The sequence below is a fragment of the Chryseobacterium formosense genome, from assembly GCF_900116415.1.
GTDB classification, from domain to species: Bacteria; Bacteroidota; Bacteroidia; order Flavobacteriales; family Weeksellaceae; genus Chryseobacterium; species Chryseobacterium formosense.
Genome location: NZ_FPAP01000001.1, coordinates 713,860 through 732,634 on the forward strand (window position 1 = coordinate 713,860; position 18,775 = coordinate 732,634).

At 34.6% G+C, this 18,775-nt stretch carries 20 protein-coding genes; 17 read left to right on the forward strand and 3 right to left on the reverse strand.

Annotation, left to right across the window (positions count from 1 at the left end; genetic code table 11):
• Positions 1-44: 44 nt before the first annotated feature.
• Positions 45-872, reverse strand: a complete 828-nt coding sequence (locus tag BM371_RS03325) for an SAM hydrolase/SAM-dependent halogenase family protein (protein ID WP_034675805.1) — start codon at positions 870-872, stop codon at positions 45-47.
• A gap of 126 nt (positions 873-998) precedes the next feature.
• On the opposite strand from BM371_RS03325, the gene BM371_RS03330 reads away from it, so the two are divergent.
• The 7 genes from BM371_RS03330 (at position 999) to BM371_RS03360 (ending at position 6,818) form a co-directional block, all read left to right on the forward strand.
• The gene (locus BM371_RS03330) at positions 999-1,955 is read left to right on the forward strand and encodes a PhoH family protein (protein ID WP_034675807.1); all 957 of its coding nucleotides are present in this window, start codon (positions 999-1,001) and stop codon (positions 1,953-1,955) included.
• 98 nt (positions 1,956-2,053) lie between these two features.
• Positions 2,054-2,719: a porin family protein gene (locus BM371_RS03335; RefSeq protein ID WP_034675810.1), complete on the forward strand. Its 666-nt coding sequence runs from the start codon at positions 2,054-2,056 to the stop codon at positions 2,717-2,719.
• A gap of 132 nt (positions 2,720-2,851) precedes the next feature.
• Complete coding sequence (locus BM371_RS03340) at positions 2,852-3,364, forward strand: hypothetical protein (protein WP_034675813.1); 513 nt, start codon at positions 2,852-2,854, stop codon at positions 3,362-3,364.
• Between the two features lie 212 nt (positions 3,365-3,576).
• Positions 3,577-4,191, forward strand: a complete 615-nt coding sequence (locus BM371_RS03345) for an outer membrane beta-barrel protein (protein ID WP_034675815.1) — start codon at positions 3,577-3,579, stop codon at positions 4,189-4,191.
• Positions 4,192-4,272: 81 nt separating this feature from the next.
• Complete coding sequence (locus tag BM371_RS03350; RefSeq protein WP_034675819.1) at positions 4,273-4,908, forward strand: OmpW family outer membrane protein; 636 nt, start codon at positions 4,273-4,275, stop codon at positions 4,906-4,908.
• A gap of 166 nt (positions 4,909-5,074) precedes the next feature.
• Positions 5,075-6,145 (forward strand): sensor histidine kinase, encoded by a 1,071-nt coding sequence (locus BM371_RS03355; protein WP_051882752.1) that lies wholly within the window; start codon positions 5,075-5,077, stop codon positions 6,143-6,145.
• Positions 6,138-6,818, forward strand: coding sequence for a response regulator (locus tag BM371_RS03360; protein WP_034675822.1), 681 nt, complete (start codon positions 6,138-6,140; stop codon positions 6,816-6,818). The genes BM371_RS03355 and BM371_RS03360 overlap by 8 nt, the downstream gene beginning before the upstream one ends.
• Positions 6,819-6,888: 70 nt before the next feature.
• On the opposite strand, the gene BM371_RS03365 is transcribed toward BM371_RS03360, so the two are convergent.
• Complete coding sequence (locus BM371_RS03365) at positions 6,889-7,371, reverse strand: hypothetical protein (RefSeq protein ID WP_034675824.1); 483 nt, start codon at positions 7,369-7,371, stop codon at positions 6,889-6,891.
• Between the two features lie 402 nt (positions 7,372-7,773).
• Between BM371_RS03365 and BM371_RS03370 the strand changes: the two genes are divergently transcribed.
• Entirely contained in the window at positions 7,774-9,717 is a 1,944-nt protein-coding gene (locus BM371_RS03370; protein WP_034677315.1) for a KUP/HAK/KT family potassium transporter, read from the forward strand.
• A 160-nt stretch (positions 9,718-9,877) separates the two neighbouring features.
• Here BM371_RS03370 and ffh read toward each other — a convergent pair whose 3' ends face one another.
• Complete coding sequence (gene ffh, locus BM371_RS03375) at positions 9,878-11,239, reverse strand: signal recognition particle protein (protein ID WP_034675827.1); 1,362 nt, start codon at positions 11,237-11,239, stop codon at positions 9,878-9,880.
• A 183-nt stretch (positions 11,240-11,422) separates the two neighbouring features.
• On the opposite strand from ffh, the gene BM371_RS03380 reads away from it, so the two are divergent.
• From BM371_RS03380 to BM371_RS03420, 9 genes are all read left to right on the forward strand, one after another.
• Positions 11,423-11,791 (forward strand): hypothetical protein, encoded by a 369-nt coding sequence (locus tag BM371_RS03380; protein WP_034675830.1) that lies wholly within the window; start codon positions 11,423-11,425, stop codon positions 11,789-11,791.
• 85 nt (positions 11,792-11,876) lie between these two features.
• A complete protein-coding gene (gene atpB / locus BM371_RS03385) occupies positions 11,877-12,953 on the forward strand; it encodes a F0F1 ATP synthase subunit A (RefSeq protein ID WP_034675833.1) in 1,077 nt (358 codons plus the stop codon).
• A 41-nt stretch (positions 12,954-12,994) separates the two neighbouring features.
• Positions 12,995-13,204, forward strand: coding sequence for an ATP synthase F0 subunit C (gene atpE / locus BM371_RS03390; RefSeq protein WP_034675836.1), 210 nt, complete (start codon positions 12,995-12,997; stop codon positions 13,202-13,204).
• A gap of 84 nt (positions 13,205-13,288) precedes the next feature.
• Positions 13,289-13,783, forward strand: coding sequence for a F0F1 ATP synthase subunit B (locus tag BM371_RS03395; protein WP_034675838.1), 495 nt, complete (start codon positions 13,289-13,291; stop codon positions 13,781-13,783).
• 2 nt (positions 13,784-13,785) lie between these two features.
• The gene (gene atpH, locus BM371_RS03400; protein WP_034675841.1) at positions 13,786-14,325 is read left to right on the forward strand and encodes an ATP synthase F1 subunit delta; all 540 of its coding nucleotides are present in this window, start codon (positions 13,786-13,788) and stop codon (positions 14,323-14,325) included.
• Positions 14,326-14,338: 13 nt separating this feature from the next.
• Positions 14,339-14,782, forward strand: coding sequence for a hypothetical protein (locus tag BM371_RS03405; protein ID WP_131430927.1), 444 nt, complete (start codon positions 14,339-14,341; stop codon positions 14,780-14,782).
• A gap of 18 nt (positions 14,783-14,800) precedes the next feature.
• The gene (atpA, locus tag BM371_RS03410) at positions 14,801-16,378 is read left to right on the forward strand and encodes a F0F1 ATP synthase subunit alpha (RefSeq protein ID WP_034675846.1); all 1,578 of its coding nucleotides are present in this window, start codon (positions 14,801-14,803) and stop codon (positions 16,376-16,378) included.
• A 70-nt stretch (positions 16,379-16,448) separates the two neighbouring features.
• Positions 16,449-17,312, forward strand: coding sequence for an ATP synthase F1 subunit gamma (gene atpG, locus BM371_RS03415; protein ID WP_034675849.1), 864 nt, complete (start codon positions 16,449-16,451; stop codon positions 17,310-17,312).
• 96 nt (positions 17,313-17,408) lie between these two features.
• Complete coding sequence (locus BM371_RS03420) at positions 17,409-18,767, forward strand: hemolysin family protein (RefSeq protein WP_034675852.1); 1,359 nt, start codon at positions 17,409-17,411, stop codon at positions 18,765-18,767.
• The last annotated feature ends 8 nt before the right edge of the window (positions 18,768-18,775 follow it).

Consider the following 18,775-nt stretch of genomic DNA (forward strand, 5'->3'; position numbering starts at 1 on the left):
ACAAATATATAAAAAAAATCGGTTTTTTTATGAAATAGATAATTTTAGAAAAATTCGATGTAAATATTTTCTCCCACATTCAGCCCGAAAAGGGTTTTAGCACCATTTTTTTTGCTGCCTTTATAAATGGTTAATTCCAACTGATCGCTGTCGTTAAATATTGCTGCAGATTGCCCATGGTACTCGGTTTCCCGCTCCCAATCAACGACTACTTCTGTGTGACTGGAATAGATTTTTGACAGGCTTAAATTCCTGAATTTAATGGTGAAATTTTCAAAACCTTTTGCTAAACTTTCAAAAGAATCTTTATTGATATTTGAGATTATATTTCCGAAATTATCAATGTACATTACTTCGCCAATAATCATCTTTTCAGATTCATTATAAACAGGTTTCGGGAATAAAAGCTGTTTTGCAGTCTCTATTTTTCTACCGATTACTTCAGGAAGTCCACCATTTGCGAGATGTACAGCAACAGGAACAAAAACATCGGTTGAAGTAAAGTTGACAATATCATCAAACCTATTGTTTAAAGTAATTTCGTAGATTGCTTCAGGTTTAATATCGAAAAAAATTAAACTTAAAAGGCCGTTGTCAGCAGCTAAGAAATAATGTCCGTCTGCTTTATAAAGGATATTTTTTCTCGATTTGTGGTAAAAGCTGTCCACAGAAATAATATGAATCGTTCCTTTTGGAAAATACCGGTAAGCATTTCTTACGATATAAGACGTCTGAATAAGGTTATATGCCTGAATATCATGGGTAATATCAACGCTGTTGACTTCAGGATTTAAAGACAGGATTTTTCCTTTCATTGCTGAAACTCTGTAATCTAATCTTCCGAAATCTGAAGTGAGGGTAATAATTGACATGAATAAAAGGGATAGAACTGCAAATTTATCTAAAATAAAAAGAAACAAACGGCTATTGTGGATAAGAATTTGATTTAAAATTGAAAAAAAACTTTTAAATTTAAAATCTAAAATAAAAATATTTGCATGTTTGAATTAACCTATGAATTAGAAGATATAGATTCTAAAAACTTCTACGGAGTTAATAACCAATATTTCAATTTAATAAAATCAAGCTTTCCGACGCTTAAAATTACAGGTCGCGATCATTTTATCTTTGCGATGGGTAATCAGGAAGCTTTAGATATATTTAAACAAAAACTGGATGATATTGTTGCTTTTATCTCTAAAAATAATTCTATCGGACTAAAAGATATTGAGAACTTCCTTAATCTTAAAGATGAGAACGAGAAACATTTGGTTTTTGACCAGGATATTATCGTAAAAGGTGTTAATGGGAAAATCATTAAAGCAAAAACGACAAATCTTAAAAAACTCGTTAAAGAAACCGAGAAAAAAGACATGGTTTTTGCCATTGGACCTGCAGGAACAGGCAAGACCTATACCAGTGTTGCTTTGGCGGCAAGAGCTTTAAGAGATAAAGAAGTTAAAAGAATTGTTTTAACGAGACCTGCTGTGGAAGCGGGGGAAAGTCTGGGTTTCTTACCAGGAGATCTTAAAGAAAAGCTTGATCCTTATTTACAGCCTTTATATGATGCACTCCGTGATATGATCCCGCATGAGAAACTGGAAGGTTTTATGGAGAAAAAAGTGATTGAGGTTGCTCCTTTGGCTTTCATGAGAGGTCGAACTTTGGATGATGCTTTTGTCATATTGGATGAAGCCCAGAATACAACCCACGCTCAAATGAAAATGTTTTTGACGAGAATGGGGATGAATGCTAAATTTATCATTACCGGAGATCCCACACAGATCGATTTGCCTCCGAAACAGCATTCAGGTTTAAAAGAAGCGATGAGAATTTTGAAAGATGTAAAAGAAATTGGCTTTGTGTATTTAACCGAAGAAGATGTTGTAAGACACCCTGTCGTAAAGAAAATCATCTTGGCATATAACGAAGAAGATAAGCGTAACAGAGAATAATTTTGAAAAAAGTTCAATAATTTTTAAAAATATTTTGCAGTTCTATAAAAAGTGATATATTTGAACTCTTAAAATATGTTAAAAAATTAATTTAAACTATGAAAAAATTATTACTTATTGCTTCTGTTGCAATGATGGGAGTTGTTGCAAATGCACAGGAGACAAGATTTGGTGTGAAAGCTGGTTATTCTTTATCTACACTTAAATATGAAAGCGATTTGGGATCTGAAAGTTCTGATCCTTCACACACTTTCTATGTTGGAGGTATGGTAGAACACAAATTTGGTGACAAGTTTGGTATTCAAGGAGAATTGTTATATTCACCATTAGGTGGTAAAACGGTAATCAAGGAAGAAGATGAAGATAATCCTGGAAATTATTTCAATTTAAAATCAAAAACTACGTTAGGAACTTTATTGATTCCGGTTTCTGCAAAGTATTTTATTTCTGAAAGTTTTTCTGTTTCTGCAGGAGCAAGTTTCGGAGTCATTCTTTCGGCTAAAAATAAGACAGTATTTGATGGAGGTCTAAATATTCCGGGAGTAGAAATTGGTGTTGATGCTGAAACAGATATTAAAGATCAGACAAATACATTAAACATAGCTCCATTTATCGGTGCTGAATATATGTTAGAAAACGGTTTGTTCTTCGACGCAAGATATAACTTAGGTGTTTCTAATTTGGTTAAAAATCCTGAATTTAATGAAACTTCAAAAAACAGCTTTTTCCAAGTTGGTGTAGGTTTCAAGTTCGGAGGGAACTAAGAAATTACCACTCAAGCAATTATCATACAGCAAGACAGTTTTGTCTTGCTTTTTTGTTGTAAGAAACTTCTGCGGCACTGTGTTTGCTATAAAGGAAGCATTGAGTTAATAACAAAATTTTAAATTATTACAATGAAAAAATTACTATTGCTGGGTGCTTTTGCCCTTTTTGGAGGGGTAGCTCAGGCGCAGGAAGGATTTAAATTGGGCGGTCACATCGGTGCTCCGGTGGGTGATGCTGCAAATATTTCAGCTTTTACATTGGGTGTTGATGCATCTTATATGTGGAATATCATGAAAGGTCTTGATGTGGGGGTTGCGACAGGATATTCTCATTTTTTCGGTAAAGACAGATGGGATGATTTCGGATTTATCCCTTTGGCAGCGTCTGGAAAGTATAAATTTAATGGCATTCCGTTATTCGTTGGTCTTGATCTTGGTGGAGCAATTTCTACGAAAGATGGTATCGACAGCGGTTTATATGTATATCCAAAAGTAGGATTACAGATGTCTAGAGCTGAATTATATTTAGGTTACCAGAATATTGGCAGTGAGAGAGGCGACTGGGACAGAGACAGAGACCGAAGAATCGATTCAAACTTTGGCGCTATCAATCTTGGCGTGAATTTCTTTTTAGGAAAGTAAAATATCTAAAATACAGATCATATTAAGCTCCAGTTGAAAAATTGGAGTTTTTTTTTGGCTATTGTTGAAAAAAAGATAATTAAATCTCTGCAATGCGATTTTAATTAATAAAAAGCCTTTGTTTAACAGTGATATTAATCATGTTAACAAATTTTAATATTAGAATATACCCTTATAAATTTGCAGTCAAGAAAGTATAAAATTATTAAAAAATGAAAAAATTATTAGTAGCTGGTGCTGTTGCACTTTTCGGTTTATCTAATGCGCAAATCGCTAAAGGAACTACTTATGTATCTGGTGTAGTTGGTTATTCTTCAGTAGAAAACAACAACAACGACAGAAAAGTAGATAACTTCGCAGTTGTTCCTACAGTTGGTTATTTTGTTGCACCAAACTTGGCAGTTGGTTTAGGAGTTGGTTATGCATCAAACATTGACAAAACAACTTACGAAAACGGTTATGATAAAGAAACTATGTCTGCATTTGTAGTAGAGCCTTTCGTAAGAAAATATTGGACTTTAGGAGAAAAATTATATATCTTCGGTCAGCTTTCAGTTCCTATGGAATTCGGTACTGAAAAGTATGAAGAAAATGAAGACAATACTACAATTTCTAACAAAGTAAACTATAATGCATTTGGTGTTTCTATCAAGCCAGGTTTAGATTATTTCTTAAACAAAAACTGGACTATCGAAGCTACAATCGGAGAATTTGGTTACAACACTTCAAAATATGATGTTGAAGGAGCTAAAAATGTAAACAACTTCAACTTCGGTTTAAACCTTGCAAACGTAGGTATCGGTGTGAAATATGTTTTCGCTAAATAATCAGCAAACATAAAATAAATCAAGATCCTGAGATTTTTCTCAGGATTTTTTTTGTATTTTCGCGGCTCAAATATCAATACTATGAAAAAATCATTACTAGTTGGTGCAATTGCACTTTTCGGTTTGGCAAATGCTCAAATGACTAAAGGAGATTGGGTAATCAGCGGAAACACAGGAATGGGTTTCAATAACGTGAACACAACTTACAAAGCGGAAGGAGAATCTGCAGATGGTCCTAAAGTAAGCACATTTTCTTTAACGCCGTCTGTAGGATATTTTGTGATCGACAAATTGGCAGTAGGGATCGATCTTGGTTTTACCACAGCGACTACAAAATTTGAAGGTGCAAAATCTACAACAACAAGTTTGGCTGTAATGCCGACTGCTACGTATTATTTTGCAAACGATTCTAAATTTGTTCCGTTTTTAGGAGCAGGAATCGGGTATGCATCGGTTAAAAACAAAGGTTCTGTAGATGTTATGGGAGTATCAGAATCTATGGAATCTACAACAGACGGTCTGGCTTGGAAGGTGAAAGGAGGGGTTACTTATATGGCAACACAGTCTTTGGGGATCAACTTAGGACTTTCTTATGATCAGTTCTCAAACAAAGAAACTTATTTCGGAACAGAACTTAAGACAAACGTGAAAACTTTCGGAGCAAACATTGGTTTCTCTTATTTCATCAAGTCTAAAGCTCAGAAAACAGATAAATAATAATCTCTACTTTAAACTGAATATCAATCCTGAGAATATTTCTCGGGATTTTTTATTTTAAACTCAGCTTAATCTTTCTTGAATCACTTTAAATATTCACATTGGGAAAATATTTATAAAATCTTTATAGCTAAATACCTAATTTTACTTTCTTTTTAGATCAAACTTGAAAACTTCTGCAACCTTACAATACCGGCAATATGCATTAAGTACACTTTCTGTACTTACAGTTTCTGTGCTTTGTTTCCTTATAAAAGACGAGATAAACTACAGAATTGCAGCATTAATCCTTTTACTCACCGTTTCGGTAGTTGCGATGCTGTTTGATATTTTACCGGTGCTTTTAGCGGCTTTTCTGAGTGCGGTTATCTGGAACTTCTTCTTCATTCCGCCCCAATTTACTTTACACATAAGCAGTACGGAAGATCTTTTGACGTTTCTATCGTATTTTTTTGTGGCGTCTCTCAATGCTGTATTAACTTTTAAAATAAGACAGGCAGAACGAAAAGCCAGAGATAAAGAAGAAAAAGAGCAGACGATAAAACTATACAATACGCTTTTAAACTCGTTATCCCACGAATTACGAACGCCGATTTCCACAATTTTAGGAACTGTCGATACGTTGAAAGATTCCAATTTACAGTTGAATAATGAGCAGCAATTAGATTTATTAAATGATATTGATATTGCCACCGTTCGTCTGAACAGACAAGTTGAAAATATTCTCAACATGAGCCGTATCGAAAGCGGAATTTTAAAGCCGAAATCAGATTGGTGTGATATGAATGAACTGGTGAATTCCGTTATTCAGAAAATTGAAAACTGTGATGGGCATCAATTGAATTATACCTTTAATGAAAATCTTCCGCTTTTTAAATTGGATATTGGTTTTACCGAGCAGATTTTGTTGAATCTTTTGCATAATGCCGTACAATACACACCGTCAAATTCTATTATTGAAATTAAAATTTTTCACGAATCTGAAAACTGCAAGATCATTATTTCAGACAATGGAAACGGAATTCCTGAAAGCGAACATCAACTGATTTTCGACAAATTCCGAAGACTTCCAGACAGTAAAACTGGGGGAAGCGGATTGGGATTATCGATCGTAAAAGGCTTTACAGAAGCACAAAATGGGACAATTTTATTACAGAATAACCATCCGAACGGAACGGTTTTTAAGATAGAAATTCCTGCAGAAACCTCTTACATAAATCATCTGAAAAATGAATAAGCACGAAATTTTGGTCGTCGATGACGAAGCGCAAATCCGAAAACTGCTGCAGATTACCTTAGAAAGCAACGATTATAAGGTTCGTTTGGCAACGACGGGAAAAGAAGCGCAGATTTCTGCAGCCCATCATCCTCCCGAACTGATTATTCTCGACCTCGGATTACCCGATAAAAGCGGACATATCGTACTAAAAGAACTTCGGGAATGGTACAATAAATCGATTATTATTCTTTCGGTAATTGATAATGAGGAAGACATTGTTTCGGCTTTGGATAATGGTGCTACAGATTATTTAACGAAGCCTTTCCGTACTGCTGAACTCTTGGCGAGAATTCGTGCCGCTATCCGTAGAAACAGCACCGAAAACGACGAATCCAATATCAAAATCGGTGAACTGGAAATTGATATTATTTCCCGCACCGCAAAGAAAAATAATGAAGTCTTGAAACTTACTTCCACAGAGTTTAATTTGCTCTCACTTTTTGCCCGAAATGAAGGCCGGGTTTTAACGCATCAGTTTATTTTAAAAGAAATCTGGGGTGTCGGTTTTCAGACCGAAACTCAATATTTACGCGTCTTTGTCGGAACTTTACGCAAGAAAATTGAAGATAATCCCAATCAGCCGAAGTATATTATTACGGAAAGTGGAGTGGGGTATCGGTTTGGGAAGTGAGGTAATTGTATATATTTAAAAAATCAATGATTCTTTTACCATTTGATAGACTAAAATGGAATACCAGAAATTAAGAATGAATTTTTAACAATTTTAAATTTTGTTCCTCATTTTGAGAAACATTTTTTTGTTGATAGTTACTGAAAAAATTTACATTTTCTATTTCTATTTCAATTCTCGTCGTCAAATTAATTATACTTGCAATCTGTTTTATAATTACTGTTCTATCAATTGTGTAGATACCACCGCTCCATCCATGATTTCCCAATGTCATATTCCATGAAGAATCAGATGATTGAAATGAGTAAGAAAAATATGCTCCTGGATCTGTGGATGGATAATATTTTGGATCGTAAAATGAAAACTCAGCTTTCTCATTTTCAAAAATTATCAACATTGATTCGATTAGATCTATAGATAAAGAATTTAAAATAATCTTTTTTTTATTTTCCAAACTTAAATCTATTTTTCTCAGTTCGATTACGAGTTTTGATTCTTTTGTAGTTTGTTTTGATTTTAATATTTTATTTTTAAAAATCGATAAGAATTTCATAGGTATAATTATTATTGTTAAATATTAAAGAGGTTTTATAATATATTCATTCGAAATTTAAACTGTATTGGGAGATTGATTTAATCTAAAAATATCATTTTTCCTCAAAAATCTCATGCAATTTCTTCTGCAAAATCTTCTTATAATGAAGTTATGTTTGATATTCTGAAACCATTGTTTCTAGAATTTTTGATGAGTTCGAGAATGTCGGTGAATCTTTTATCCATTACTTTTCTAATATGAGAATTTATAAATGTAATAAATCGTTAGTTCTGTTGCAACTTCTAATTAATAAAATTGAATTCCCGATCTTTATAAAATCTTTATACAACCCCGCCAAAACTTTACATTTTACCAACAGATTTCAGAGCAATTTTGTATCTGAAATTAAATATAAAATTTGTGAAAACAGACACTAAGCAAAAAGTGACACTTGCTTCATTGGTGGTCGCTTTGGGAATTATTTATGGTGATATCGGTACGAGTCCGTTGTACACGTTTAAAGCCATTATCGGAGAAAGAAACATCAGTGAAATCTTGGTTTTAGGTGGTGTTTCCTGCATCTTTTGGACTTTGGTCTTACAAACATCCGTAAAATACGTCTGGCTTACACTGAAAGCCGATAACCAAGGCGAAGGCGGAATTTTCTCACTCTATTCTTTAGTCCGAAGATATGGCAGAAAAATCGTAATTCCTACAATGATTGGTGCGGCTGCATTGCTAGCTGACGGGATTATAACGCCTGCAGTTTCCGTCACTTCGGCGATTGAAGGTTTGGGAATTATTAAGGGAGTAGAGCACGTTCCGGTAGTTCCGATTGTGATCGCAGTTATTTCACTGATTTTCTTTTTACAGCGTTTCGGGACACAAAATGTGGGACGGGCTTTTGGTCCGATTATGATGGTTTGGTTTACGGTTTTACTGGTTTTGGGGTTAAGCCAGATTGTGCATTATCCATCGGTGATTAAAGCCTTAAATCCGTATTACGCTTACGAACTTTTATCGCAATATCCGAAAGGTTTCTGGCTTTTGGGAGCGGTATTTTTGTGTACAACCGGAGCGGAAGCTTTATATTCAGATTTGGGACATTGCGGAAGAGAAAACATCAGAATTACGTGGGGATTTGTAAAAGTTTGCCTGATTGTGAATTATCTCGGACAGGCTTCGTGGCTTCTTTACCAGGGAAATCCTTTATTGGAAGGAAGAAATCCGTTTTTTGAAATGATGCCTTCATGGTTTCTGATTCCCGGCGTTATTATTTCTACTTTGGCGGCAATTGTGGCTTCCCAGGCTTTGATCAGTGGTTCGTTTACATTAATTAATGAAGCGATCAGTTTAAATTTCTGGCAAAGAGTGGCCATAAAACAGCCTACGGAAACGAAAGGTCAGATTTACATTCCAAGTGTGAACAATATTTTATGGGCGGGATGTCTGCTTGTGGTTTTGTATTTCCAGACTTCTTCAAGAATGGAAGCGGCTTACGGTTTGGCAATCACTTTAGCCATGATGATGACGACATTTTTACTATCATTCTTCTTGGTTTATAAATTAAAATGGAATAAAATTTTCGTCTTTTTATTGCTTTCTGTTTTCATCATTATTGAAATTTCATTTTTCATTGCGAATTTGGTTAAATTTCAGGAAGGTGGCTATATCACGGTTTTTGTGGGCGGAATCTTTTTTATGGTGATGTACATCAGTTATTTTGGGCGAAAAATCAACAACCGATACACGAAATTTACAGACCTTGGTAAGTTTGCGAACCAAATTGTAGAATTGAGTCACGATGAAACAATTCCAAAATATACAACGCACCTTATTTATCTGACAAAAGCAGACAGAAGAGATCAGATTGAAGAGAAAATCATCAATTCTATTTTCGATAAAAAACCGAAAAGAGCCGATGTGTATTGGTTTTTTCATATCAACAGAACCAATCATCCTTATACTTTAGATTATGAAGTTTCCGAATTGGTGGATGATAAAGTGATAAAGATTGTGTTGAATATCGGTTTCAGAATTCAGCCAAAAACCGAACTGTACTTCGAGAAAATTATTGATGATCTGATTGCCAATAAAGAATTGAATTTACATTTAAGAAACAACGGCTCTACAAAATATAATCCGACCATCGATTTTAAATTTATCCTGATCGAAAAATTTCTTTCTGTCGAAAATGAGTTTGCTTTGAAAGAAGGTGTCATTCTGAATTCTTATTTCTTCTTAAAGAATTATGCCCAAAAAGATGAAGACGCTTTCGGATTAGACCGAAATGATGTCTTGGTAGAATATGTACCCGTTGTTTATCAGCCGATACAGGTTTTAAATTTAGAGAGAAAAGCTTAATAATCATTTAAAAAGAGTCCCGAAGGGACGATTTTCTAAAGGATAGGATGCAATCCTATTAACTTTACATATAATAATTTCAAACAAAAACTCTCAGAAAAAATCTGAGAGTTTTATTTATCTAAAGCCAACAGCAAAAACCATTAGCAAATTGCAAAAATTATTTTCCAAACATTCCACCCATTCCAGGCATATTTGGCATTTTGCTCATCATCTGCATCATTTGTTTTCCTTGTGGTCCTTGCATCATCTTCATCATTTTTCCCATTTGGTCAAACTGCTTCATTAAAGCATTTACATCTTCAATTTTTCTTCCTGCACCTTTCGCAATTCTGTTTTTTCTCTGAGTATTGATAATTGAAGGTCTTCTTCTTTCATCTGGGGTCATTGAATGAATAATTGCTTCGATATGTTTAAATGCATCATCGCTGATTTCAACATCTTTAATGGCTTTTCCAACTCCCGGAATCATTCCCATCAAGTCTTTCATATTACCCATTTTTTTGATCTGGTTGATCTGCTTTAAGAAATCATCGAAACCAAATTCGTTTTTAGCGATTTTCTTGTGAAGTTTTTTAGCTTCTTCTTCGTCAAATTGTTCCTGAGCTCTTTCTACTAAGGAAACAACGTCTCCCATTCCCAGGATTCTGTCTGCCATCCTTTCCGGGTAGAAAAGGTCTAAAGCTTCCATTTTCTCACCTGTCGAGATGAATTTAATTGGTTTTTCAACCACAGAACGAATCGTTAAAGCAGCTCCACCGCGGGTATCACCGTCTAATTTTGTTAAAACAACTCCATCAAAATTCAAAGTGTCGTTGAAAGCCTTTGCAGTATTTACCGCATCCTGACCTGTCATTGAATCGACAACGAAAAGTGTTTCGTTTGGTTTAATGGTGGTGTGAACAGTTTTAATCTCATTCATCATCTGCTCATCAATTGCCAAACGACCTGCCGTATCGACGATTACAATATCGTGACCGTTCGATTTAGCAAAATTAATCGCATTTTGGGAAATCACTGAAGGATCCATGTTTCCTTCTTCCGTGTAAACAGGAACTCCTGTCTGTCCACCTAAAACTTTAAGCTGATCAATCGCAGCAGGACGGTAAACGTCACACGCAACCAATAATGGCTTTTTATTTCTTTTAGTTTTTAAATAATTAGCCAATTTTCCTGAGAAAGTCGTTTTACCTGAACCCTGAAGACCGGCAATCAAAATAACAGAAGGTTTTCCTGAAAGATTAATTCCTTCCTGAGAACCACCCATCAAGTCTACCAATTCGTCGTGAACAATTTTTGTCATCAATTGTCCCGGAGTAAGTGATGTAAGAACGTTTTGTCCTAAAGCTTTATCCTGAACTCTTTTGGTAAGGTCTTTAGCAACTTTATAGTTAACATCGGCATCTACCAATGCTCTGCGAATTTCTTTTACGGTCTCCGCAACGTTGATTTCAGTGATTTTTCCACGTCCGGAAATATTATGAAGGGCTTTGTCTAATTTATCCTGTAAACTATTAAACATATTGTTTCTATATTAATGGTTTGCAAAAATAATAATTTTATATCTAATAACCTTGAGATGATTCATATTTAAAAAATTTTGGGTTAATTTCTAAAATGTATTTCAAAAGCCTTTTTTCTAGTAGCCTAAGACGATTTTATTTAAAACTTTTGATATTGATAAATTTTGGTAGTTTTGCAGCCAATGGAAAAATTGATTGTTGTTTTAAAAGGATTGGGATTGTTTCTGCTGATTTCTGCGGTGCTATTTGCTTTGCAGTGGCAGTTGGCAGAAAATAATGTAGTGGAGCTCAATTATAAAATCCATATTCTTATATTTTTTATTACGCTGATTAGTTTATTAACGATTTTGATTGTTTTTGCTTTTGAAAAAAAGAATGTAATAGGATTTATTTTCCTTGGGTTCGTCGTTTTTAAATTTTTCGCAATGGGTTATATAGCTGTGTTTCAGAAAGAATTCAGGCTGAACATTGTGCCGTACTTCGTTCTGTACTGGGTTTACCTTTTGGTGGAAGTCGTTTTCGTTTTAAAATTAGTCAAAAAACAAGACTAATATCATGTAATATAAAATTGAAGAATTACTAAAAATCGAATAAAAATTTATATTTTTGCAAAAATTTTAGAAATAAAGTCTAGTCATGAGTTTTAAAAAACTGTTAATCGCCCTTTATCTTTTTGTTTTCTGCTTCTCTTTTGCGGAAACTCACGAAGGTACTGCGGAAGCTGCAAAGGATGAAAAGTACAATCCGGTTCCATTTATTATGCACCATATTGCGGATGCACACAATTGGCATCTTTGGGGTGAAGGTCACAATTCTGTAGGAATTTCTTTACCTGTAATTCTTTGGGACAACGGTTTGAAAGTTTTCAGTTCTGAAAGATTCGGACACGAAGAAGAAAAGGTTGCTGAAGTAGACGGAAGTTTCTACAAAGTACACCACAACAAAATTTATTCTACAAATGCTGCTGGTGATTTAGATATGCACGATGGTCATCCGACAAATGCTCAACCTTTAGATTTTTCTATTACTAAAGTAGTTGCTCAAATGCTTTTAGCTGCAGTTATTTTATTAATCATCGGTTTTGCTTCAGCATCAAGTTATAAAAAATCTCAGGTTCCTTCAGGAATCGCAAAATTCATCGAGCCGATTGTCGTTTTTGTAAGAGACGAAATTGCTCTGCAAAACATCGGTTCTGTAAGATACAGAAAATATGTTCCTTATTTGGTTACATTGTTCTTGTTTATCTGGGTTCTTAATATTTTAGGATTACTTCCCGGAGCTGCTAATACAACAGGTAACATTGCATTTACAATGGTTCTTGCAGTATTTACTTTATTAATTGTAAACTTGAGCGGTAGAAAAACATACTGGATGCACATGTTTGATCCATTGGGAAGCAATATGCCTTTCGCTGGGAAAATCTTGGTTTATATTATATTAGTACCCGTAGAATTATTAGGAATTATTACTAAACCTTTCGCATTGATGATCCGTCTTTTTGCTAACATGACAGCAGGACACATCATCATCATGAGTTTGATTGCTTTGATCTTCATCATGCAGACTTACGCAATCACTCCGGTGTCATTAGGTTTATCATTATTCATTTATGTTTTGGAAGTATTGGTAGCGGCTTTACAGGCTTATATCTTTACGATGTTGACGGCATTATTCATCGGGTCGGCTGTAGAAGAGCCACACCACGATCATTAATTAGAATTAAATTATAAAACAACTTTTTAAATTATAATATTATGACAGGTAGTATCGCAGCAATCGGAGCTGGTTTAGCAGTTCTAGGTGTAGGATTAGGTATTGGTAAAATTGGTGGTAGCGCAATGGAAGGTATTGCAAGACAACCAGAGCAATCAGGAAAAATCCAAACTGCAATGATTATCGCAGCAGCTCTTATCGAGGGTGCTGGTCTATTCGGTATCGTAGTAGCATTACTAGGAAACGGATAGTAAACAAACAGAATTCTACAAACGGTTGGTTTGTAGAATTCTTTTAAAAAAGTTAAAACAAATTAAAAAAATAATTGATATAAAATGGAATTATTAACTCCTTCAATTGGTAACATATTCTGGACAGCTGTAGTATTTTTATTATTAGTAGTTCTTCTTAGATCTTTCGCTTGGAAACCAATCCTAAGTGCAGTAAAAACAAGAGAAGACAATATTCAGGATGCTCTTAATCAGGCTAAATTGGCTAAAAAAGAGATGGAAACTCTTAAAGCGGATAACGAAAGAATTATGCGTGAGGCTAAAATCGAAAGAGATGCGATCTTAAAAGAAGCCAGAGAAATTAAAGACAGAATCGTAGCTGAAGCTAAAGATGCTGCTAAGTCTGAAGGAGATAAATTGATCGAAGCTGCAAGACAAACCATCAATGCTGAGAAAAATGCTGCAATGGCAGACATCAAATCTCAAATCGGAATTTTGTCTGTAAATATTGCAGAATCTATTCTTAAACAAAAATTAGACAACACTGAAGCTCAGAATGAGTTGGTTCAGAATTATTTAAACAAATCAAATCTTAACTAAGAATGCTTACATCTAAAGTAGCTAAAAGATACGCACAAGGTCTGTTGGATTTCACAAACGAATCCGGACAAACCGATGCTGTTTTTTCAGAAATGAAAGATGTTGTAAAGATTATGTCTGAATCTGCAGATTTGAACAAGTTTTTTCTGACACCTTACATTGATGCAAACAAGAAAACTGAAGTAGCCAGCGAGATTTTCAAAAGTTTCTCACTGGTTTCTCAGAATTTAATCAAACTGATTATCAAGCACGGAAGAGAAAATCAGCTTAAAAATGTTGCTCAGCAATTCATCAATAAAGTTGAAGACATCAAAGGAGTTCAAAGAATTACTTTGACTACGGCAACGCAGATTTCCAATGAAAACATTGAGCAAATCTTAAGATCTACAGATCTTGTAAACCAAAACGCACAATTTGATCTTGAGGTAAATGTAAATCCTGCTATTTTAGGAGGTTACATTTTAAGAGTAGGAGACCAGCAGGTTGATGCCTCTGTAAAATCAAAATTGAATAAAATTAAAAAAGACTTTCAGTTAAATTAAAAACACACTAAAAATGAAAAAAATATTGTTAGTATCTATGCTTATCGTTTCTTTTTTTGCTTTTGGACAGAAAGTTAAACTGAAAGATGGTAGTGTATCAATTGATAAAGTTGAAGTGTACAAATATGAGGATGATGGGGTCACAACTATTTCAACATTATCTAACAAAGAATTATTTGTTATTAAGCCAAGCTATTACGAAGTGCCAAATCCTGCTTATGGATCAATTGGTTGTCCAGCAAATAATTGCCCCAAAATGACCAGAAGAGCAATTTTTACTGTGAAATTTTTAAATAATGGCAAGGAACTTTATACTGATATATCTATTAAAGATTTAATTAAAAATATTTATAAAGCAGGTATTTTTGACTCTGAAGGTAAAACAGATGAAGGCAAAGAAGATTTGTTTATTGATAAATATTCGAATGAAGATGTTAAATTAAGACTTTTAAATTAAGAAAAAAACAACCATACAATGGCAGAAATAAATCCGGCAGAAGTATCTGCGATCTTAAAACAGCAATTGGCCAACTTCGATACTCAATCAAACGTTGAGGAAGTAGGTACAGTTCTTACCATCGGTGATGGTATTGCTCGTGTATACGGGTTAGAAAATGTACAATACGGTGAGTTGGTAAAATTTGCTAGCGATGTAGAAGGTATCGTACTAAACCTTGAAGAAGACAACGTAGGTGTTGCTCTTTTGGGTGAAAGTAAATTGGTAAGAGAAGGTGATACCGTAAAAAGAACAAACAGAATCTCTTCTATTAAAGTAGGAGAAGGTATGTTGGGTAGAGTAGTTGATACTCTTGGTAACCCAATCGATGGTAAAGGTCCTATCGCTGGGGAATTATACGAAATGCCACTGGAAAGAAAAGCTCCGGGAGTTATCTACAGACAGCCGGTAACTGAGCCTTTACAAACAGGTATCGTTGCAATCGACTCTATGATCCCTGTAGGAAGAGGTCAGAGAGAGCTTATCATTGGTGACAGACAGACAGGTAAAACTACTGTTGCGATCGATACGATCATCAACCAAAAAGAATTTTATGATGCTGGTCAGCCAGTATATTGTATATATGTTGCAATCGGGCAGAAAGCTTCTACTGTAGCTCAGATTGTAAAAACTTTATCAGATAAAGGGGCGCTCGCTTATACCGTAATTGTCGCTGCTAATGCTTCAGATCCGGTTCCTATGCAGGTGTATTCTGCAATGGCAGGAGCTTCTATCGGAGAATATTTCAGAGACACCGGAAGACCTGCTCTAATTGTTTATGATGATTTATCTAAACAAGCTGTTGCTTACCGTGAGCTTTCTCTACTATTGAGAAGACCACCGGGACGTGAGGCTTATCCTGGAGACGTTTTCTATCTTCACTCAAGATTATTGGAAAGAGCTGCAAAAGTGATCGCTGATGATACTATTGCAAGCCAGATGAATGATTTACCTGAATCTTTAAAACCTTTAGTAAAAGGTGGTGGTTCATTAACGGCACTTCCGATTATCGAAACTCAGGCGGGTGACGTTTCTGCATATATTCCGACAAACGTAATTTCGATTACTGACGGACAGATTTTCTTAGAGTCTGATCTATTCAACTCTGGGGTTCGTCCTGCAATCAACGTAGGTATTTCTGTATCTCGTGTTGGAGGTAATGCTCAGATCAAATCAATGAAAAAAGTTTCTGGTACACTTAAATTAGACCAGGCTCAGTATAAAGAATTGGAAGCGTTTGCTAAATTCGGTTCAGACCTTGATGCTTCTACTTTAGCAGTTATCTCTAAAGGTGAAAGAAACGTTGAGTTGTTAAAGCAACCAGTTAACTCTCCACTTCCTGTTGATAGCCAGGTTGCTATGATTTATGCAGGTACTGAGAACTTAATGAGAAACGTTCCTATCAAAAAAGTAAAAGAATTCCAAATCGAATATATCGAATTCCTAAGATCAAAGCATCCTGAAACGATGGCTGCTCTAAAAGCCGGAAAAATCGATAACGATATTACAGGTGTTCTTAAGCAGGCTGCTAATGATTTAGCTGCAAAATATAACTAAAATTAATTCAAAATTCCTAATTCAAAGTTCAAAATTTTGAATTAGGAATATTAAACTTTGAATCCTTCGAATGGCAAACTTAAAAGAAATACGAGGAAGAATCAGTTCAATTTCATCTACGATGCAAATTACAAGAGCTATGAAAATGGTTTCCGCTGCGAAACTTAAAAAAGCTCAGGATGCAATCGTAATGTTAAGACCTTATTCTGAAAAACTTCAGGAGATCATCCAGAATGTAAATTCCAGTTCAGATCCTGATCAGATTTCTGTTTATGCTCAGAAAAGAGAAGTAAAGAGAGTGCTTTTCATTGCTGTAACTTCAAACAGAGGTTTGGCGGGTGCTTTCAACTCTTCTGTGGTAAAAGAATTAAACCACCAGTTTCAGAATAATTCTCAGTACGAAATTGAAGTTCTTACCATCGGTAAAAAAGTTTACGACGCAATAAGAAAAAACCGTACTGTATTTTCAAATGAAAGTGCCGTTTTTGATAACCTGAATTTCGAAAGAGTTTCTAATATTACAGAAACTGTTATGAAAAAATTCTTGAATGGCCAATTTGATGAAGTGTATTTAATTTATAATAAATTCATCAATGCTGCTACTCAGGAAGTGATTACAGAACAGCTTTTACCAATTTCAATGGTCGAAAATGAAGAGACTGAAGTAGAAACAGACTATATCTTTGAACCGAACAGAAACGAGATTTTGGATAATTTGATTCCTAAATCTATTAAAACTCAGGTTTTCAAAGCTGTTTTAGACTCTGTAGCTTCAGAACACGGTGCGAGAATGACGGCAATGCACAAAGCAACCGACAATGCTCAGGCTCTGAAAAACGACTTGGTTATTTTCTACAACAAAGCAAGACAGGCTGCTATTACAAACGAAATCTTGGAGATCGTTTCAGGAGCAGAAGCTTTGAAAAACTCGTAATAAAATATTCAAAAATACAAAAGCATCGATACGTTCGGTGCTTTTTTTGTTATTATATTTTTGTATATCTTTGTACAATAAATTATAATTTTCTAAATGGATTCGGACATAGTCAGGCTTTTGCTAGCCTTATTTCTTGTATTGTTAAATGGCTTTTTCGTAGCCGCAGAATTTTCAATTGTTAAAGTTCGTTATTCACAAATTCAACTCAAAGCTGCCGAAGGAGATTCGATGGCAAAACAGGCGGAGCATATTATCAAGCATCTTGATGAGTATCTCTCTGCAACACAACTTGGTATTACATTAGCTTCTCTTGCTTTAGGTTGGGTAGGTGAAAGTGCTATGCACCATGTTATCGATAATTTATTTCATTCTTTAAGTATAAATCTTGCCGAGACTACTGTTACTACAATCTCTTTAGTTTTGAGCTTTCTGATTATTACGGTAATGCACATTGTTTTTGGAGAATTAATTCCGAAATCGATTGCTATTCGTAAGTCCGAAGCTACTACAATGGCAACAGCCGTTCCTTTAAGGGTTTTCTATACAGTGTTCAAACCATTTATTTGGTTGATGAACCTAATGTCAAACGGGTTTTTAAGATTAATAAAAATTCATCCGGCTTCCGAACAGGAAATTCACTCTACGGAAGAGCTTCAGCTTTTGGTAAAACAATCAGCCGATAGCGGAGAAATTGAAGAAGAAAACTACGAAATCATCAAAAATGCATTTGATTTTACCGATCATTCAGCGAAACAAATCATGGTTCCGAGACAGAATATTACTTCTATTGATTTTGCAGATGATCTGAATGACATTATCAATAAAATTATGGAAAGCGGATATTCCAGAATTCCGGTCTATGAAAATTCGATTGATAATGTAATTGGTGTTTTTTATACAAAAGAAATCATCAGAGAATTCGTTAAAAGAAAAGGGGAATTAAGTCATGATGATCTTCGGGAATTAATGCGTGAATCTTTCTTTGTGGTAGGAAGCAAGAAAATTTCAGATTTGTTGAAGATTTTCCAGCAGAAAAAACAGCATTTAGCTATTGTAATTGATGAATTCGGAGGAACCGAAGGAATCATTACCTTGGAAGATATTTTGGAAGAACTGGTAGGTGAAATTCAGGATGAAGAGGATGATGAAGAAAAACTGGTTGATAAAATTGCAGAAAACACCTATTGGGTAAAAGCGACTCAGCCTTTAGATGAAATCAACGAATCTTTGCCTAAAAAATTGACTCTTTCTGAAGAAAGCGAATACAACACTTTAGCAGGATTTATTTTACATGCTTTGGAGGATATTCCGGAAGAAAATCAGGAATTTGATCTTGAAAATTATCATTTTAAGATTTTAAAAATGAATAATAAGAGCGTCGAAATGGTTGAATTGGTATATATTGAACCAAATAATATAGTAGACGATATTTTAGATAAATTAGACGTTTAAATATAAAA

What these genes read in the sequence shown, in the direction of transcription:
- atpG (WP_034675849.1), top strand. Translation starts at nt 16,449, where the DNA reads ATGGCAAACTTAAAAGAAATACGAGGAAGAATCAGTTCAATTTCATCT.
- BM371_RS03395 (WP_034675838.1), top strand. Translation starts at nt 13,289, where the DNA reads ATGGAATTATTAACTCCTTCAATTGGTAACATATTCTGGACAGCTGTA.
- BM371_RS03360 (WP_034675822.1), top strand. Translation starts at nt 6,138, where the DNA reads ATGAATAAGCACGAAATTTTGGTCGTCGATGACGAAGCGCAAATCCGA.
- BM371_RS03420 (WP_034675852.1), top strand. Translation starts at nt 17,409, where the DNA reads ATGGATTCGGACATAGTCAGGCTTTTGCTAGCCTTATTTCTTGTATTG.
- BM371_RS03330 (WP_034675807.1), top strand. Translation starts at nt 999, where the DNA reads ATGTTTGAATTAACCTATGAATTAGAAGATATAGATTCTAAAAACTTC.
- BM371_RS03380 (WP_034675830.1), top strand. Translation starts at nt 11,423, where the DNA reads ATGGAAAAATTGATTGTTGTTTTAAAAGGATTGGGATTGTTTCTGCTG.
- BM371_RS03340 (WP_034675813.1), top strand. Translation starts at nt 2,852, where the DNA reads ATGAAAAAATTACTATTGCTGGGTGCTTTTGCCCTTTTTGGAGGGGTA.
- atpE (WP_034675836.1), top strand. Translation starts at nt 12,995, where the DNA reads ATGACAGGTAGTATCGCAGCAATCGGAGCTGGTTTAGCAGTTCTAGGT.
- BM371_RS03325 (WP_034675805.1), bottom strand. Translation starts at nt 872, where the DNA reads ATGTCAATTATTACCCTCACTTCAGATTTCGGAAGATTAGATTACAGA.
- atpH (WP_034675841.1), top strand. Translation starts at nt 13,786, where the DNA reads ATGCTTACATCTAAAGTAGCTAAAAGATACGCACAAGGTCTGTTGGAT.
- atpA (WP_034675846.1), top strand. Translation starts at nt 14,801, where the DNA reads ATGGCAGAAATAAATCCGGCAGAAGTATCTGCGATCTTAAAACAGCAA.
- BM371_RS03345 (WP_034675815.1), top strand. Translation starts at nt 3,577, where the DNA reads ATGAAAAAATTATTAGTAGCTGGTGCTGTTGCACTTTTCGGTTTATCT.
- BM371_RS03350 (WP_034675819.1), top strand. Translation starts at nt 4,273, where the DNA reads ATGAAAAAATCATTACTAGTTGGTGCAATTGCACTTTTCGGTTTGGCA.
- BM371_RS03365 (WP_034675824.1), bottom strand. Translation starts at nt 7,371, where the DNA reads ATGAAATTCTTATCGATTTTTAAAAATAAAATATTAAAATCAAAACAA.
- BM371_RS03335 (WP_034675810.1), top strand. Translation starts at nt 2,054, where the DNA reads ATGAAAAAATTATTACTTATTGCTTCTGTTGCAATGATGGGAGTTGTT.
- atpB (WP_034675833.1), top strand. Translation starts at nt 11,877, where the DNA reads ATGAGTTTTAAAAAACTGTTAATCGCCCTTTATCTTTTTGTTTTCTGC.
- ffh (WP_034675827.1), bottom strand. Translation starts at nt 11,239, where the DNA reads ATGTTTAATAGTTTACAGGATAAATTAGACAAAGCCCTTCATAATATT.
- BM371_RS03405 (WP_131430927.1), top strand. Translation starts at nt 14,339, where the DNA reads ATGAAAAAAATATTGTTAGTATCTATGCTTATCGTTTCTTTTTTTGCT.